Annotated in this window: 18 protein-coding genes; 9 read left to right on the plus strand and 9 right to left on the minus strand. The window is 71.9% G+C overall.

Features of this window, described 5'->3' with window-relative positions; genetic code table 11:
* From MKK68_RS29520 to MKK68_RS15920, 3 genes are all read left to right on the plus strand, one after another.
* Positions 1-157, plus strand: a 157-nt coding sequence (locus MKK68_RS29520; RefSeq protein ID WP_279605383.1) for a TOBE domain-containing protein, incomplete at its 5' end; no start/stop codon positions are given.
* A 160-nt stretch (positions 158-317) separates the two neighbouring features.
* Positions 318-1,238: an ABC transporter permease subunit gene (locus MKK68_RS15915; protein ID WP_244031293.1), complete on the plus strand. Its 921-nt coding sequence runs from the start codon at positions 318-320 to the stop codon at positions 1,236-1,238.
* Positions 1,235-2,032 (plus strand): ABC transporter permease, encoded by a 798-nt coding sequence (locus tag MKK68_RS15920; RefSeq protein ID WP_244031298.1) that lies wholly within the window; start codon positions 1,235-1,237, stop codon positions 2,030-2,032. The genes MKK68_RS15915 and MKK68_RS15920 overlap by 4 nt, the downstream gene beginning before the upstream one ends.
* Before the next feature lie 4 nt (positions 2,033-2,036).
* On the opposite strand, the gene MKK68_RS15925 is transcribed toward MKK68_RS15920, so the two are convergent.
* Both MKK68_RS15925 and MKK68_RS15930 read right to left on the minus strand, forming a co-directional pair.
* Complete coding sequence (locus tag MKK68_RS15925; RefSeq protein ID WP_147729342.1) at positions 2,037-2,696, minus strand: 3-oxoacid CoA-transferase subunit B; 660 nt, start codon at positions 2,694-2,696, stop codon at positions 2,037-2,039.
* 249 nt (positions 2,697-2,945) lie between these two features.
* Positions 2,946-3,683 (minus strand): CoA transferase subunit A, encoded by a 738-nt coding sequence (locus MKK68_RS15930; protein WP_243932102.1) that lies wholly within the window; start codon positions 3,681-3,683, stop codon positions 2,946-2,948.
* Between the two features lie 217 nt (positions 3,684-3,900).
* Between MKK68_RS15930 and MKK68_RS15935 the strand changes: the two genes are divergently transcribed.
* The gene (locus MKK68_RS15935) at positions 3,901-5,853 is read left to right on the plus strand and encodes an AsmA family protein (RefSeq protein ID WP_244031299.1); all 1,953 of its coding nucleotides are present in this window, start codon (positions 3,901-3,903) and stop codon (positions 5,851-5,853) included.
* Between the two features lie 42 nt (positions 5,854-5,895).
* Here the strand turns inward: MKK68_RS15935 and MKK68_RS15940 are convergent, their stop codons facing one another.
* On the minus strand, positions 5,896-6,396 hold the full coding sequence (locus MKK68_RS15940) for a MarR family winged helix-turn-helix transcriptional regulator (RefSeq protein ID WP_147844407.1): 501 nt from the start codon (positions 6,394-6,396) through the stop codon (positions 5,896-5,898).
* A gap of 98 nt (positions 6,397-6,494) precedes the next feature.
* Here MKK68_RS15940 and MKK68_RS15945 point away from each other — a divergent pair, with 98 nt between their 5' ends.
* Positions 6,495-7,274: a DUF1499 domain-containing protein gene (locus MKK68_RS15945; protein ID WP_244031300.1), complete on the plus strand. Its 780-nt coding sequence runs from the start codon at positions 6,495-6,497 to the stop codon at positions 7,272-7,274.
* A gap of 36 nt (positions 7,275-7,310) precedes the next feature.
* On the opposite strand, the gene MKK68_RS15950 is transcribed toward MKK68_RS15945, so the two are convergent.
* The 3 genes from MKK68_RS15950 to MKK68_RS15960 form a co-directional block, all read right to left on the minus strand.
* A complete protein-coding gene (locus tag MKK68_RS15950) occupies positions 7,311-8,252 on the minus strand; it encodes an MBL fold metallo-hydrolase (RefSeq protein ID WP_244031302.1) in 942 nt (313 codons plus the stop codon).
* An 85-nt stretch (positions 8,253-8,337) separates the two neighbouring features.
* Positions 8,338-9,258 (minus strand): DUF2865 domain-containing protein, encoded by a 921-nt coding sequence (locus MKK68_RS15955; RefSeq protein ID WP_243946892.1) that lies wholly within the window; start codon positions 9,256-9,258, stop codon positions 8,338-8,340.
* A gap of 404 nt (positions 9,259-9,662) precedes the next feature.
* The gene (locus MKK68_RS15960) at positions 9,663-9,830 is read right to left on the minus strand and encodes a hypothetical protein (protein ID WP_244031303.1); all 168 of its coding nucleotides are present in this window, start codon (positions 9,828-9,830) and stop codon (positions 9,663-9,665) included.
* Between the two features lie 278 nt (positions 9,831-10,108).
* On the opposite strand from MKK68_RS15960, the gene MKK68_RS15965 reads away from it, so the two are divergent.
* Positions 10,109-10,285 carry a DUF1328 domain-containing protein gene (locus tag MKK68_RS15965; protein ID WP_003599466.1) on the plus strand — a complete coding sequence of 59 codons (177 nt, stop codon included), beginning with the start codon at positions 10,109-10,111 and terminating at the stop codon, positions 10,283-10,285.
* A gap of 67 nt (positions 10,286-10,352) precedes the next feature.
* Here MKK68_RS15965 and MKK68_RS15970 read toward each other — a convergent pair whose 3' ends face one another.
* The gene (locus MKK68_RS15970; protein ID WP_313898882.1) at positions 10,353-10,601 is read right to left on the minus strand and encodes a NepR family anti-sigma factor; all 249 of its coding nucleotides are present in this window, start codon (positions 10,599-10,601) and stop codon (positions 10,353-10,355) included.
* Positions 10,602-10,796: 195 nt separating this feature from the next.
* Here MKK68_RS15970 and MKK68_RS15975 point away from each other — a divergent pair, with 195 nt between their 5' ends.
* Together MKK68_RS15975 and MKK68_RS15980 are read left to right on the plus strand one after the other, a co-directional pair.
* A complete protein-coding gene (locus MKK68_RS15975) occupies positions 10,797-11,600 on the plus strand; it encodes a response regulator (RefSeq protein ID WP_147727398.1) in 804 nt (267 codons plus the stop codon).
* 424 nt (positions 11,601-12,024) lie between these two features.
* The gene (locus tag MKK68_RS15980; protein ID WP_243932095.1) at positions 12,025-12,402 is read left to right on the plus strand and encodes a hypothetical protein; all 378 of its coding nucleotides are present in this window, start codon (positions 12,025-12,027) and stop codon (positions 12,400-12,402) included.
* 156 nt (positions 12,403-12,558) lie between these two features.
* Here the strand turns inward: MKK68_RS15980 and MKK68_RS15985 are convergent, their stop codons facing one another.
* Positions 12,559-12,753, minus strand: a complete 195-nt coding sequence (locus MKK68_RS15985; RefSeq protein ID WP_147727396.1) for a general stress protein — start codon at positions 12,751-12,753, stop codon at positions 12,559-12,561.
* 173 nt (positions 12,754-12,926) lie between these two features.
* Here MKK68_RS15985 and MKK68_RS15990 point away from each other — a divergent pair, with 173 nt between their 5' ends.
* The gene (locus tag MKK68_RS15990; protein WP_243932093.1) at positions 12,927-13,139 is read left to right on the plus strand and encodes a hypothetical protein; all 213 of its coding nucleotides are present in this window, start codon (positions 12,927-12,929) and stop codon (positions 13,137-13,139) included.
* A gap of 6 nt (positions 13,140-13,145) precedes the next feature.
* On the opposite strand, the gene MKK68_RS15995 is transcribed toward MKK68_RS15990, so the two are convergent.
* Entirely contained in the window at positions 13,146-13,940 is a 795-nt protein-coding gene (locus tag MKK68_RS15995) for an SCO family protein (RefSeq protein WP_244031305.1), read from the minus strand.
* Positions 13,941-13,957 lie beyond the last annotated feature (17 nt).

Consider the following 13,957-nt stretch of genomic DNA (forward strand, 5'->3'; position numbering starts at 1 on the left):
GGAGACCTTCCTCGGCGACCGCACCCGCCGCGTCGTCCGCCTCGCCGACGGCACCTGCCTGCGCGCGACAACCGCGCCGGGCGAGGGCGCGCCGGCCGTGGGCGAAGCGGTCGCGGTCCGCTTCGCCCCCGATGCCGCGACGATCCTGCCGGCATGAAAGGACGAGCGATCCCCACGATCATCGTCATGCCTCGCGCGTCGACGTCGCCACCCGTTCCCTCCCCCCGCAGAGGGGGGAGGGAAGGCCGGACGGCTCCGCTCGCGCGATGTAAGAATATCGGCGCCTCGGTGGCCGGAAGGGGAAAGAGGTCGATGCGATGACCGCACCGTCGCGTGCGCGCGCTCTCGCAGCCCTTCTCCGCCTGCCGGTCTGGCTCTGGCTCGGCGCCTTCTTCCTGGTGCCGTTCGTCATCACCTTGAAGATCAGCCTGTCGGAGCCGGCGACCGCGATGCCGCCGTACCTGCCGGTGCTCGACTGGCGGGGCGGCGCGGGGGATTGGTCGGACTTCCTCAGGGCGCTCAATTTCAAGAACTACGTCACGCTCGCCACCGACGCACTCTATCGCGACGCGGCCCTGACGTCGCTGGCCTACGCGCTATCGGCGACCGCGATTCTGGCGGGCATCGCCACGCCGCTCGCCTACGCCATCGCCCGCAGCCCGGCGGCGCGCCAGCCGCTGCTCGTCGCGCTCGTCGTAGTACCGTTCTGGACGAGCTTCCTGATCCGGGTCTACGCCTGGATCGCGATCCTGAAGCCCGAAGGCCTGCTCAATCTCGGGCTGCTGCGCCTCGGGCTGATCGCGCAGCCGCTGGAGATCCTGAACACCCCCGCCGCGGTGCTGATCGGCCTCGTCTACGCCTACCTGCCGTTCATGGTCCTGCCGCTCTACGCGGTGCTGAGCCGCCTCGATCCGGCGTTGCGCGAGGCGGCGGCCGACCTCGGCGCCTCGCCGACGCGGGTGTTCTGGACCGTGACGCTGCCGCTCGCCCTGCCCGGGCTGCTGGCGGGCGCGGCGCTGTGCTTCATCCCCATGGTCGGCGAGTTCGTGATCCCGGACCTGCTCGGCGGCTCCGAGACGCTGATGCTCGGGCGCGTGCTCTGGAGCGAGTTCTTCACCAACCGCGATTGGCCGCTCGCCTCGGCGGTGGCGATCCTGCTGCTGATTCTCGTCGTCGGCCCGGTGGTGCTGTTCCGCGACGCCGCCGCCGAGGCCGCGAGCGGCGAGGGCGCACCATGACCGCGCATCGTCCGACCGCGCTCACCCGCACGGCGCTGCTCCTCGGGCTCGGCTTCCTGTACGCGCCCATCCTGGTGCTGGTGGTCTACTCGTTCAACGCCTCGGCCCTGGTCACGGTGTGGGGCGGGTTCTCGACACGGTGGTACGGCGTCCTGCTCGCCGACGGGCCGTTGCTCGAGGCCGCCTGGGTGTCGCTCCGCGTCGCGACGCTGTCGGCCGTCATCGCGACGGCGCTGGGCACGCTGGCCGCCCTCGCGCTCGCGCGGCACGGACGCTTCCGCGGGCGCATGCCGTTCACCGGGCTCGTCACCGCGCCGATGGTGATGCCGGAGGTGATCACCGGCCTGTCGCTGCTGCTGCTGTTCGTCGGGGTCGGCATCGACCGCGGCCTCGGCGCGATCGTCGTCGCCCACGCCACCCTCGGCACCGGCTTCGTCGCGGTCGTGGTCGCCGCCCGCCTGCGCGGGCTCGACCGCGACCTGGAGGAGGCCGCCGCCGACCTCGGCGCCGGGCCGTTCCGGGTGTTGGCGACGGTGACGCTGCCGCTGCTCGCCCCCGGCATCGCCGCCGGGTTCCTGCTCGCCTTCACCCTGTCGCTCGACGACCTTGTCGTCGCTAGCTTCGTCTCGGGGCCCGGCGCGACCACCCTGCCGATGCGGCTCTACAGCCAGATCCGGCTCGGCGTGAACCCCGAGATCAACGCCGCCTCGACGCTGCTCATCGCCGCGGTCGGCCTCGCGGTCGGCGCCGCGACGTGGCTCGGCGCCAGGCGGGGCGGCCGAGCCGCGGCGTAGGGTTTCAGGCGAGCGCCACCGTGTAGGCCGCCTCGGTCTTGCCGCGGATCTCCTCCTCGGTGACGCCGTCGGCGAGCTCGATCAGCCGCATCCCGCCGTCGCCGTGCTTGTCGATCGTGAACACGCCGAGGTCGGTGATGACGAGGTCGACCACGTGCGTGCCGGTGAGCGGCAGGTCGCATTCCTTGAGCAGCTTCGGGCTCTCGGTGCCGTCCTTGTTCTTCGCCACGTGCTCCATCACGACGACGACGCGCTTGACGCCGGCCACGAGGTCCATGGCGCCGCCCATGCCCTTCACCATCTTGCCGGGGATCATCCAGTTGGCGAGATCGCCGTTTCCGGCCACCTGCATGGCGCCCAGGATCGACAGGTTGATGTGCCCGCCGCGGATCATCCCGAACGAATCGGCCGAGGAGAAGTAGCTCGTCGTCGGCAGCGCCGTGATCGTCTGCTTGCCGGCATTGATCAGGTCGGCGTCCTCCTCGCCCTCGAACGGGAATGGCCCCATGCCGAGCATGCCGTTCTCCGACTGGAGCTGCACCGACATGCCCTCGGGAATGTAGTTCGACACCAGCGTCGGGATGCCGATCCCGAGGTTCACGTAGAAGCCGTCTTCCAGTTCACGCGCGGCACGCGCCGCCATCTGCTCGCGGGTCCAGGCCATTTTTCGATCTCCTGATGTGGGGCGCGTCCCGCGCCGTCCGCCGAACCCGCGGCGACGCGCTTCGCGCTTGCGGCCTCACGGCCGGGTTCCTGTGGGGCGCGTCCCGCGCCGTCCGCCGAACCCGCGGCGACGCGCTTCGCGCTTGCGGCCTCACGGCCGGGTTCCTGTGGGGCGCGTCCCGCGCCGTCCGCCGCACCCGCGGCGACGCGCTTCGCGCTTGCGGCCTCACGGCCGGAGGTCGTCGCGGGCTCAGACAGCGCCGCCGCCGGCCGCGGCCGGAGCGGCCTCGGCGCGCTTGCGCACCGTGCGCTGCTCGATCCGCTTCTCGCGCCCCATAACGTGGATGATCCGCTTCACGAAGATGCCGGGGGTGTGGATGTCGTCGGCGTCGATCTCGCCGGGCTGCACCAGGTGCTCGACCTGCGCCACCGTCATCGTCGCGGCGGTCGCCATCATCGGGTTGAAGTTCCGCGCGGTCTTCCGGTAGCGCAGGTTGCCCTCGGTGTCGCCGGTATGGGCGTGGACGATGGCGAGGTCCGCGAACAGCCCGCGCTCCATCACGAAGTGCTCGCCGTCGAATTCGCGCACCTCCTTGCCTTCGGCCACCTTCGTGCCGACGCCGGTCTTGGTGAAGAAGGCCGGGATGCCGGCCCCGCCCGCGCGGATGCGCTCGGCCAGCGTCCCCTGCGGATTGAACTCGATCTGGAGCTCGCCGCCGAGGTACTGCCGGGCGAACTCCTTGTTCTCGCCGACATAGGACGAGATCATCTTCGCGACCTGCCGGGTCTCGAGCAGCTTGCCGAGGCCGACGCCGTCGATGCCGGCGTTGTTCGAGACGATGGTCAGCCCCTTCACGCCCGATTCCCGCACCGCCTCGATCAGCTCGTCGGGGATGCCGCAGAGGCCGAAGCCGCCGCACATCACCATCATGTCGTTCTTGAGCAGCCCCGCGAGCGCCGACGTCGGATCCGCATAGACCTTCTTCATGGACACTGAACCCTTCCGGCCCGCGCGCGATCGCGCCGACATTCGTTCCGCGAAAGCTGTCCCCGATTCCGGCGCGCCGGTAAAGGCGCCCGGCGTCGGGAAGCGCGGCCCCGGCCGTCCGCACGACGGCGGCGGGGACGGCCGGGCGCTGCGGGCAGACAAAGCCGATCGGACGCTTTAAGGGAATCACCCGAACGGTCCGATGCATGACGGCGGGGTGAGCCTGAAACATCCGGGGCCGCTCGTCGTCCCCCGTCGCGACCTCGCCGCCCCTCGGGCGGCCCGCGACGTGCCCGCCCGGAGTGCAATGTCGCCGCGCCGCCTCCTTCTCGCCGTCGGCTTCGCGTCGCTCGCCGTCCTCGGGACCGGCCTCGCGACCCTGCCCTGGCCGGTCGGCACCCCGACGGCGGCGGCCTTCGTCAGCCGCGGCCTGCGCGATTTCGGCTTCGCGCTCACCGCCGAGGGCGCGACCACGATGACGTTGCTGCCCCTGCCGCGCCTGAGCTTCACCCGCACCCGGATCACCGCCGCGCAGGCCGGCGGCCCGGCGCTGATCGAGGGCGGCAGCCTCGATCTCGACCTCAACCCGCTCGCCCTGCTCTCGGGCCAGGCCGACCTCGGCTCGCTCGCGCTGGGGGGCGCCACGATCCACATGCCGGAGGGCGCCGACGATCCGCGCTGGGCCGAGCCGGTGCGCCGGACCGCCGCGCGGCTCGGCCAAGGCGGCACGAATCACCCGCGCCGGATCACGCTGACCGGCGCGACCCTCGACGCGGCGAGCCCCGGCGGCGGCGCGCAGGCGGTCGACCTCACCCTCGCTTGGCCGCTCTGGAGCGCCGGCCTCGACGCGGCGGCGAGCTTCACCTGGCGCGGCGCGCGCACCAGCGTCGCGCTTATCGGCCTGCGCGCGAACGACCTGCTGAGCGGCGCCGCGTCGCCGTTCAGGCTCGATGCCGCCTGGCCCACCGGGAACTTGGCCGCCGAGGGCAGCGCCCGGACCGCGGGAGGCCTCGCCATCCAGGGGCAGGGGCGGATCGAGACGCGTTCGCTTTCCGAGACGATGGCCTGGATCGGCAGCGACGTGGCCTTGGCCCCCTTCATCCGGACGCTGGCCCTCGACGGACGCTTCGAGGCCGCCGGCCGCACGATGGCGTTCTCCAGCCTGCGCGCCACCTTCGGCGACGACGTGCTCGAGGGCGCGGGGTCCGTGAGCCTCGGCGAGGCCCGCACCGCGGTCCAGGCCACGCTCGCCAGCGACAGCCTGAACTTGGCGCCCCTGCTCGGCGGCCTGATGCAGATCTTCGGCGGATCGACGGTCGACGGCGCCCTCCAGGGCGCTCAGGCGATCGCCCTGGGCCCGCTCACGGGCGGAGACCTCGACCTGCGCATCTCGGCGGCCGAGAGCCGGATCGGGCCGGTCCTCCTGAACGATCTCGCGGCGAGCGTGCTGGTGCGGCCCGGGGCGGTCGAGGTCGCCCTCAACCGCGCCGAGCTCCAGGGCGCGACCCTGAAGGGCCGGGTCGCCCTGTCGGCGACCGGCGCGGACGGGGCCGAGACCGAGGTCAAGGCGCAGGGCGCCTTCGACCGGCTCGACCTCGGCGCCCTCCTGCTCGACCTCGGCGAGTCGCGCTGGGTTCACGGCGGCACGCAAGGGCAGTTCGCCCTGGAGAGCACCGGGCGCGATGCGGCGGACCTCACCGCGCACGTCGCCGGACGGGCCGCCTTCGCCATCGACGGCGGCGTGCTCGCCGGGATCGACCTCGCCGACGTCCTGCATCGCAACGGGGCGGTCGCGCCCGGCGCGCTCGCCCGCCGCAACGGCCGCACCCCGTTCGAGCGGGCCGCGATCACGTTGAAGTTCGCCGACGGGGTCGGCGAGATCGGCGAGGGCACCCTCAAGGCCGCCAACCTCACGGGCATCCTGCGCGGCCAGGTCTCGCTGCCGGCGCGCAGCGTCCGGGCCCGGGCGGAACTCGGCCCGAAGGCCGGGGGCGACAACGCCCGTGCAAGCCTCGCCTTCGACATCGACGGCCCGTGGGCCGGGATCCGCGTCCGCACCGGCCAGAAGGGCGCCGATCCGGACCAACGCGAGGACGCGCCGTCGTCCCTGCCCCTGCACGTGCCGACCTCGGTCGTGATTCCCGGCTCGGCGCGCGCCTACGCCCCCTGATCCGGAGGTCGGGCGAAGCTCGGATCCGCCATCCCGCGACGATCAATCGGCCTTGGGACGATCCGGCCTCTCGGCTTCGGACCGGGCCAGCTCCCGCCAGCGCAGCACGAGGCCCTCGAATGCGGCGAGGTCGTCGGCGCCGAGGCGCCCGAGCGTCCGCCCCACATAGGCCGCCTGCGCCGCGAGCCCCTGCGCGGCGAGGTCGGCACCGGCCGGCGTGAGGTGGAGCGCGTGCGAGCGCCGGTCGCCGGGGATCGGGCGGCGCTCGACCAGCCCGGCCTCGACCAGGCGGTCGATCAGACCGGAGACGTTGCCCTTCGTGACGTAGAGGCGCGCCGCCAGGTCCTGCTGGGTCAGGCCCTCGCGCTCGGTCAGCGTCGAGAGCACGTCGAATTGCGGGATCGACAGGCCGATGCCGCGCAGCGTCCCGCTCATCGCCGCCGTGACCCGCCGGTTGAGGCGGATGAAGCGGAACCAGACGCGCAGGGGATCGACCGCGGCGTCGGCAGGATCCGGATCGGGGACGGGGCGGGTACGCGGCATCACGGGGCCAAGCTATAGCAGACCGGGCGATGCCGGCGAGTGGCGCGGCCACGCGCCGGCCGGTATAGCGTTCGCGACCCCGAAGCCAGACACCAGCCATGCGCCGCCTTCTCGTCGAGGAACCCGTCACCCGCGCCGGCCCCCTGGCCCGGTGGGCCGCCCTGTTCTCGCTCATCGTGTCCGGCATCGCGATCGTGCTGGTCCGCGATCCCCGTGCGGAGGCCGGGCCGGCGCTGGCGACGCTGGCCGCGGGCCTCGGCGTCGCGGTGCTGGCGGTCGCGCTCGCCGGGTTCGCCTTCGTCCGGGTCTGGCGGGAAGGCGCCCGCGGCCTCGGTGCGGCGATCGGCGGCCTGGTCCTCGCGATGCTGGTGCTCGCCTACCCGGCCTACGCGGCGCTGCGGGGCTTCCGGCTGCCGGCGCTGACCGACGTGACCACCGACATCGACAACCCTCCGGCCTTCTCGCGCTCGCGCGCCGCGTTCGCCGCCCGGAACGGGCGCTACCCCGCCGATCCCGACCTCCCGACCCGCGAACGGCAGCGCGCCGCCTATCCGCAGATCGCGCCGCTGACCCTCGACATCGACGCCGACGAGGCGTTCGAGCTGGCGCGCAAGGCGGCGGTGAACCGCAAGTGGCAGATGGTCGAGGCGATCCGCCCCGGCGGGCGGACCGGCAACGGCCGGATCGAGGCGGTCTCGCGCAGCCTCATCCTCAACCTGCCCGACGACGTCACCATCCGCGTCCGGCCGCGTGCCGACGGCGCCCGCATCGACGTCCGCTCCGCCTCGCGGCTGGGCACGCGCGATTTCGGCGTCAACGCCGACCGCATCCGGGCCTATCTCGACGAGGTCGCGAACCTCGCGCTCGCCGTGAAGTAGGGTCGGGCGGCCGCGCGCGGCGGGCGGTCTCGCGCCTCAGCCGGCCGGCGAGGGGCCCGCTGCGAAGGTCCCGTCGAGGCGCGGCGCGCCCTGCGTCGCCACCAGCCCGCGCGCGACGAGATCCTCGAGGTGGGCGAACACCGACAGCGCCGCCGCGCCGCGCAGGCGCGGATCGAGGTTCTGGTACGTGGCCGCGACGATCGCCGGGATGGTGTCGTCGCCGGCGGCGATGCGCGCGCGGATCGAGGCCTCGCGGTGGCGGCGGTGGTTGGCCAACCCGCGCACGAAGCGCCGGGGATCGCGCACCGGGCCGCCATGGCCCGGCCAGTAGATGGTTTCGTCGCGGCCCCTGAGCTTGTCGAGCGAATCCATGTAGGCGCGCATCGAACCGTCCGGCGGCGCGACGATGCTGGTCGACCATGCCATGACGTGATCGCCGGAGAACAAGGCCGCCTCCTCCGGCAGGGCGAAGGCGAGGTGGTTCATGGTGTGGCCGGGCGTCTCGACCGCGACGAGGGTCCAGCCTTCGCCGGAGAGCGCATCGCCCTCGTGCATCGGCCGGTCGGGGACGTGGTCGCGGTCGGCGGCGGCATCGAGATGGCCGATCTCGCCGGCGCCGAGCGCGCGGGCGGCCCGATGCGGCAGGCAGCCGGCGATCGGCGCGCCGGTGCGTGCCTGCAGCAGGCGGGCGCCCGGGGAGTGGTCGCGATGGGTGTGGGTGACGACGATCGCCGCCACCGACTCTTGGCCGAGATCGGCGAGCAGGGCCTCGACGTGGTCGGCATCGGACGGCCCCGGATCGATCACCGCGACGCGTCCGTGCCCGACGACGTAGGTGCAGGTCCCGCTCGCGGTGAACGGGCCGCCGTTCGGCGCGACCCGGCGGCGGACGAGGGGGCTCAACGTTTCCAGACGGCCGCTCGCGGGCATCACCGTGTCGAAGTCGGGCGCATCGGTACCGGCATCCGTGTCCGCCATCCGAGGCTCCTTCCGATCCCGACCGGCGCGGTCGGCCCGGAGCTACGCGAACGCGCGGCGGCGGACAATCCGAAGCGCGAGGACGTCAACGGAACGGGGAGGGCGTGACCACGCGGATCGGGTTCTGGTTGATCGCGGCGCGCTCGGGGATGCGGAAGCCGTCGCCGACCGAGGCGACCTGGACGAGGCTCGCCCGCTCGGCCGTGCGCAGCGTCCGGCGGAAGGCGTGCGCCTCGGCGTCGCGGCGGATCGCGCCAACCTTGGCCTCGATCCGCCGGCTCTGGCCCCGCGTGATCGCGGCCTGCCGGAAGTCGACCAGGGCGACCGAGCCCGACCGGTTCCGCGTCACCACGTCGGCGCTGTCGCGGGTGGCGACGACGTCGCCCTTGCGCAGGGTGAGATCGCCGGCGAGCGGCAGGGGCGGGGTGCCGGGCGCGGCCTGGCAGGAACAGTTCTCGACGCGCCGCTGGCGGTAGATGTTGGCCAGAGCCGAGGCCCGGTAGGGCAGGCCCTGCGGGCTGATCGCGCGGTCGAGCTCGGTCTCGCGGGCGCCGAGGGTGTAGACGTTCGTCGGCGCCCCCGGGCAGGCGGCGGCGCAGGCCGCCTCGTGCACCGGCATGTCGGCCCGTGCCCCGAGATTGCCGAGGGGGAAGAGATAGCCGTCGCACATCCGCACGCAGACCGTGCGACGCCCGGCCGAGGCGACGGCGACCCGCGTCACGCGCTCCGCGCGGGCCCGCTTGCGACGCGACCGGCCGAGCGGGAGGTCGGCCACGGGACGCGGGGTATGGTAGACCGGGCGCGAATACCCGAGGCGGCGGCCGTCGGGCAGGTTGGCGTAGCGGCCGGGGCGGTGCGCCGGCGGCGCGGGCTGCGGCCGGGCGGGCGCGAAGAGTTCCTGGAAGAAGTCGAGCAGGCCGCCGCGCTCGGAGGCCTGGACGAGGCTCGATCCGATCGTGACGCTGCCGAGCCCGAGGATCAGCCCCGCCGCGGCGGTCCCGATCATCTGCCGCCGCGTTCCCCCGGAGCCGTAAAACCTCTGCCAGCGCGCCCAGAACGCCATGTCTCGTCAGGTCCCAGCCCATGCGGCATGCCGGCCCGGCGGTGGCCTGGGCGAGCGAGGCCGACTTAAAGGTTCGTTAAGCGGGGCGGCAAGTGCGGAAGACAACCGACACGATCACAACATCGCAGCGATCAGGCACAGGTATTGGCCCCTCGAGCGGCCTATTATGAGGACACCAGCAGGCGGCTCGACTTGGCGGACCTGTCGCGAGGCCGTGCTCGTCGGCTTTGCCCGGTGGGCGGTGCGCGGCGCGTTCGAGCCTCCGCCGCGGGAATCCGGTGGACGGCGCATGAAAAAAGCCGCCCCGGAGGGCGGCTTGCTCAGCGACGGATCGACTCCGGCGGCGATCAATGCCGATGAGCGGGACCGTTCGGCCGGACCCGGATCGGAACCAGGCGCGGCTCGGGCCTCGGGGCCAGCGCACCCAGGACCTCCTCGACGCCGCGTGCCGCGGCACCCGCGGCGGAGCTGACGATATCGGTGAGGCGCTGGACGAGGGCGGACGCTTTTCTCATCGCTGTTCTCTGGTTTCGGACCTGGACTGATGAACGCCGTTCGGAACGGCTCCGTTCCGGCTGCGGCCTCGTGTCCAACGAAGAGCAATATGGCGTGACATGCGCACCGGCGCGAGGGGGCGGGCGACGATTTCGGCGATGGATCGGCACCGGACTGAGGCGCTCGATTTTTCGTGTGTGCAGGCATTCGAAGCGGCGGAACCGAAACAACGACTTGACGTTTGAGATGTCAGAAGGTCGCGGCCAAGCCCGCGTCCATGTTGTCAAGGATAACGCAGATGCTCGGTTGGGCCGTTACGTTCCTCGTCGTGGCCCTCGTGGCCGCTCTGCTCGGCTTCGGTGGCATCGCCGGCACGGCGATGGAAGCCGCCAAGCTGGTGTTCTTCGTCGCGATCGTGCTGTTCGCCATCTCGGCCGTGATCGGCCTGATGCGCGGCCGCTCGCCCACGCTCTGACGCCGAGCTCGCGTCCTGCGGGCGCTTCACGCGCCACAGGAACTGCAGAAGATGGAGCCGGAGCGCCTCAGGGCGACTTCGGCTCCTTCGCATCGAGACGCTCGATGAGCTCGCGAAATCGATCCGGGACGGGTTGCTGGACGAGACCGTCGTAGAGGCAGCGGAGGTTGTGGCCGATGCGCGCCTGGGCCTGGTCGCTGAGGCGCGACGATCCATGCTCGCGCTTCTCGGCCTTCGAGCCCGCGGGCCCCGATTCCCCGACGGGCCTCAGGCCGGCATTGCCGATCGGCCTCCCCGCCTTCGCAGCGTCGGTCATCCTCACGTCCCCCGGTGCCGTTCGCGGCATCTGTGCATGAGGCACGCGCGCATTGTCTTGCCGCGCGACATACGCCATGGCTGCACCAGCAACGCCTCCGGCCAGAAGCGGTTCCGCGCCCTGCCGGAACGGAGTCGGATGCCCCGCGTTGGGGCGGCAGGTTGAATAGCAGGCCGACAAGGCACAGGGGATCGTATGTCGACATCGCAACTCGTGGTGCAGCACCTGCCGTACCTGCGGCGCTACGCGCGCGCGTTGACGGGCAGCCAGGTGGCGGGCGACGCCTACGTCGCGGCAACTCTGGAGACGCTGGTCAACGAGCCGGATACGCTCGGCCGCAGCACGAACGTGAAGGCCGACCTGTTCCGGGTGTTCACCCGCATCTGGAATTCGCTCTCGGTGAACGGCCGCAGCGAACAGGTGCAGCACGATCTCCCCGCCGAGGTGCGGCTCGGCCAGATCACGCCGCTGCCGCGCCAGGCCTTCCTGCTCTCCTGCCTCGAAGGCTTCTCGGAGGAGGACGCGGCGATCATCCTCGACGTCGACGTCAGCCAGGTGCGCGACCTCGTCGACGAGGCGGGACGCGAGCTCGCCGCGGACATGGCCACCGACATCCTCATCATCGAGGACGAGCCGCTGATCGCGATGGACCTCGAAGCGCTGGTCGAGGGCCTGGGCCACAACGTCATCGGCGTCGCCCGCACGCGCACCGAGGCCGTCAAGATCGCCTCCGAAAGCAAGCGCCCGGGCCTGATCCTCGCCGACATCCAGCTCGCGGACGGCTCGTCCGGCCTCGATGCCGTCAACGACCTGCTGAAGACCTTCGAGGTCCCGGTGATCTTCATCACCGCCTACCCGGAGCGATTCCTCACGGGCGAGCGCCCGGAGCCGGCCTTCCTCATCGCCAAGCCGTTCCAGCCCGCCAACGTCTCCGCCGTCATCAGCCAGGCGCTGTTCTTCCAGCAGACGGCACGCCGGCGTGAAGCCAAGTCGGCCTGACCGCGAGGCGGTCCGCAACCGCCTCCGTACCAATCCGCAGAACGAAAAAACCCCGGCGACGAGCCGGGGTTTTTTGTTGCCCGCCAAGGACATCGGTCCAGGCATAAAAAAACGGGCCGGAGAAATCTCCGACCCGTGGATGAGGTTCCGGCCGATGCACAAGGGGAATGCGGGGAGGACCAGGTGGCCGGGTGCTCGATCAACGGGCGTGCACGAACCAGGTTCCGGGCGCGAACCGTTTTTCGACGCCTGTGGCGTCCGCGCCACTCCGGGTCGCTGTGGACAAGGTTCCTCGTGCCCGGCACCGCCACGAGAAACTGTTGCCGAATACTGATTTCGTCAAAAGCGAGGCCGTGACGGAACCGGATCATGGAAGACGCGTTTTCCGTTCATCCTGTCAAGCTCCCATTCGGAGACCACGACGATGCTTCGGTCAGGCTTCCTTCTCGGCGTGAGCGCACCGGCCGCCATCCTGACGTTGCTCGTCCACCCGATGGTCCAGGCGAGCGCGGACCAATGGGTACCCACGACCACGGTCGCCGCCCCCGGTCCGGCCGCATTCGAAGCCCGCCCCCTGCCGGGCATGCGCCCGGTCTCGATCGCGATCCGGCCGAGCCGGGTGGCGAGCCTGCAATCCGAGCCGAACCGCGCCGTCCCGGCCGCGTCGGACACGGCGCAGGAGATGGGAACCAAGCCGCCGCTCAAGCCGCGTCGGATGATGCGCGAGGGCTGCGAGGCGGCGCTCAGCTCGCTGGTCGGCCCCGAAGCCCGCCGCATGATCCCCGGCCGCTGCATCTCCTGAGGCGACACCGATCAGCCTACCGGCTTACGGCGCACAACGCGAAGGCCCGCTCCATGCTCTGGAGCGGGCCTTCGCGTTTTGCGGCATGGGAGCGAATATAAAAAAAGGCGCCTGCCCAGCGAAGGGCAGACGCCGCGCGTCTCGAAGGGCGGTCGTTCACTCGGCGCCGTCGCGGCCCGTACCGGTGGCCTGACCGCCCTTGCGGCCGGCCGTCGAGGCCAGCTCGCGGTCCTGCGAGAACGAACGCTTCTCAGCCGGCACGCTGCGGCCACCCTTGCTGGCGATCTCGCGCTGGCGCTCGAGATCCATCGACGCAAAACCTCGCTTCGAGGTTGAATTACCGGATGCCATCAGCTCCTCCTCAGGCTTCTCTTCACCCTTTCACAACCTTCGCCAGTATCCGAAGGTTCCTCTCACGCTTCCGCGACAAGCTTAGCCGCAACCACGTCGGTGCGCTGGCGTTGGAAGACAGCGGTGGGGCAAACGACAATTCAGCGCCTGCCTCGAACGAGGTTTTTTCGAGCATGACGAATCGCGAGATGGTCTCCGGTGCGGCCAAGGTTTCGCCGGAGGCCGCGCCGAAGCCGAACACGCGGGCGCTTCCGCCGATGCCCGCGGACGAGGGCAGCGCGACGCCGACGACGCAGGTCGAGCCGATCGATTCGCCCCAACCGAACGCCAGCGCCGGCCGCGAGCCGCCGAGCGCCGAGAAATCCGGCTTGGCGACGAAGCGCTGAGCGGCCTCAGACCTGCCGCGGCCGGCGGCTGAGCAGGACGATCCCGATCGCCATCGCAAGGATCGTCCCAGCGGCGGCGAAACTGAGGACGCGGCGGATCATCGGCGTGTAGACGCCGGTCGCGGCATCGTACCCGTAGCAGAGCAGGACGAGGCGGTCGGCGAGGCTGCCGGTCCGGCCCTCGCCGGCCTCGACGAGGGCGAGCCGCAGGTCGCTGCCGTTCAGCGCCAGCGGCGACAGGACGCGGGCGACACGGCCGTTGCCGGTGAGCAGGATCGCGGCGGCGGGGTGGGCGAAGCTGTCGGTGCCGGCGTCGTAGACGAAACGGTAGCCGAGCGCCTGCGTCAGCCGATCGACCGTGGCGGCGTCGCCCACCAGCGCGGCCGCCTTCGCCGAAAGCCCCGGGTTCCCGAGCTCGGTCTCCAGCATGTGCCGCGCCGCGGCCGCGTCGTCGCGCGGGTCGATCCCGACGAGGACGAGGCTGACGTCGCGGCCGGCGACGAGGCCGGTTGCGGCCAAGGCCGCCCCGGACATCGACAGCATCGGGTCGCAGACGTTGCCGCAGGTGTAGTCCACCGGCAGCAGCAGGGTCGGCCGGCCGCCGAGCGCCTCGCCCAGCGTGGTCGGCCGGTCGCCCGCGGCATCGTTCCAGGCCAGATCGAGGGGAACACGGCCGCCCGGAGGCGGCACGACCGCGACGCGCGCGAGCTCGGTCCGGTTCAGGCGGGCGGCGGCCGGCGTGGCGGCGAACGCGATCCCGACGAGGAGCGCGGCGAGGCGAGGATGGCGGGCGCGGCGCATGGCACCTCCGGTGGGGG

It is taken from the genome of Methylobacterium sp. E-016 (assembly GCF_022829745.1).
Classification (GTDB): Bacteria; Pseudomonadota; Alphaproteobacteria; order Rhizobiales; family Beijerinckiaceae; genus Methylobacterium.

Coding starts and splice junctions, on each gene's coding strand:
- MKK68_RS15915 (WP_244031293.1), top strand. CDS start 318: ATGACCGCACCGTCGCGTGCGCGCGCTCTCGCAGCCCTTCTCCGCCTG.
- MKK68_RS15920 (WP_244031298.1), top strand. CDS start 1,235: ATGACCGCGCATCGTCCGACCGCGCTCACCCGCACGGCGCTGCTCCTC.
- MKK68_RS15925 (WP_147729342.1), bottom strand. CDS start 2,696: ATGGCCTGGACCCGCGAGCAGATGGCGGCGCGTGCCGCGCGTGAACTG.
- MKK68_RS15930 (WP_243932102.1), bottom strand. CDS start 3,683: ATGAAGAAGGTCTATGCGGATCCGACGTCGGCGCTCGCGGGGCTGCTC.
- MKK68_RS15940 (WP_147844407.1), bottom strand. CDS start 6,396: ATGCCGCGTACCCGCCCCGTCCCCGATCCGGATCCTGCCGACGCCGCG.
- MKK68_RS15945 (WP_244031300.1), top strand. CDS start 6,495: ATGCGCCGCCTTCTCGTCGAGGAACCCGTCACCCGCGCCGGCCCCCTG.
- MKK68_RS15950 (WP_244031302.1), bottom strand. CDS start 8,252: ATGGCGGACACGGATGCCGGTACCGATGCGCCCGACTTCGACACGGTG.
- MKK68_RS15955 (WP_243946892.1), bottom strand. CDS start 9,258: ATGATCGGGACCGCCGCGGCGGGGCTGATCCTCGGGCTCGGCAGCGTC.
- MKK68_RS15960 (WP_244031303.1), bottom strand. CDS start 9,830: ATGAGAAAAGCGTCCGCCCTCGTCCAGCGCCTCACCGATATCGTCAGC.
- MKK68_RS15965 (WP_003599466.1), top strand. CDS start 10,109: ATGCTCGGTTGGGCCGTTACGTTCCTCGTCGTGGCCCTCGTGGCCGCT.
- MKK68_RS15970 (WP_313898882.1), bottom strand. CDS start 10,601: ATGACCGACGCTGCGAAGGCGGGGAGGCCGATCGGCAATGCCGGCCTG.
- MKK68_RS15975 (WP_147727398.1), top strand. CDS start 10,797: ATGTCGACATCGCAACTCGTGGTGCAGCACCTGCCGTACCTGCGGCGC.
- MKK68_RS15980 (WP_243932095.1), top strand. CDS start 12,025: ATGCTTCGGTCAGGCTTCCTTCTCGGCGTGAGCGCACCGGCCGCCATC.
- MKK68_RS15985 (WP_147727396.1), bottom strand. CDS start 12,753: ATGGCATCCGGTAATTCAACCTCGAAGCGAGGTTTTGCGTCGATGGAT.
- MKK68_RS15990 (WP_243932093.1), top strand. CDS start 12,927: ATGACGAATCGCGAGATGGTCTCCGGTGCGGCCAAGGTTTCGCCGGAG.
- MKK68_RS15995 (WP_244031305.1), bottom strand. CDS start 13,940: ATGCGCCGCGCCCGCCATCCTCGCCTCGCCGCGCTCCTCGTCGGGATC.